The 653-nt window shown below is 41.7% G+C and carries 1 protein-coding gene; it reads right to left on the bottom strand.

The genetic code is table 11. From position 1 onward, the window contains the following. Window positions 1-125 precede the first annotated feature (125 nt). Window positions 126-548, bottom strand: coding sequence for a PACE efflux transporter (locus R8O10_RS25670; protein WP_005495699.1), 423 nt, complete (start codon window positions 546-548; stop codon window positions 126-128). Window positions 549-653: the final 105 nt, after the last annotated feature.

The following is a 653-nucleotide window of genomic DNA, read 5'->3' as shown; positions in this document are numbered from 1 at the left end:
AACACGCAGACAAAATCTTACGCGTACTTTCTGCAGAATAACTACCGCCCACTGACCAATAAAGCCACCGAAATACGGTGGCTTTTTTCTAGTTACTTCAATCGCATTTGGGGAATCTCACTCGGCTACACCAGTAACTTTCTCATTTTCCCAAACGGTTGAACTTTATCGTACAACCAGTTAAAGCCAGTGGCGTAAAACAAGAAGAAGACTAGAAACCCTGCTTCGAGCATCAATGCTTGAAGGAGCGTAATCTCCAAGAACCATGCGATCACAGGTATAGAAATAAAGATCAACCCACCTTCAAACCCAACGGTGTGACCAAGGCGCATTGCTAAACTTCTGTCTGCTCGGTTGCTGCCAAACCACTTATCGAAGTACAAGTTGTAAATGTAGTTCCAAACTACGGTGTACAAACTCAAACCGATCCCTACTAACGCCAAATCACTTGAACCTTTGCCTGTGATCAACGCAGCTGCAGGCACAATGATCGCTAACGCCATCAATTCAAAAAGTACTGCGTGGAAAATTCGTTCGTTACGAGTCATGATTATCTACCCATTTGTTCTACTCAATGACTGAAATTTTATCTATGATTGAGATAATAAAAAGTTAGATACCATCGGTAAAAACGATATGTTTACTATCGAACA

Source organism: Vibrio sp. 1727 (genome assembly GCF_033344415.1).
Lineage (GTDB): Bacteria > Pseudomonadota > Gammaproteobacteria > Enterobacterales > Vibrionaceae > Vibrio > Vibrio alginolyticus.
Note: the sequence above shows the minus strand (reverse complement) of the source record. Positions and strands in the feature narration are given on the sequence as shown.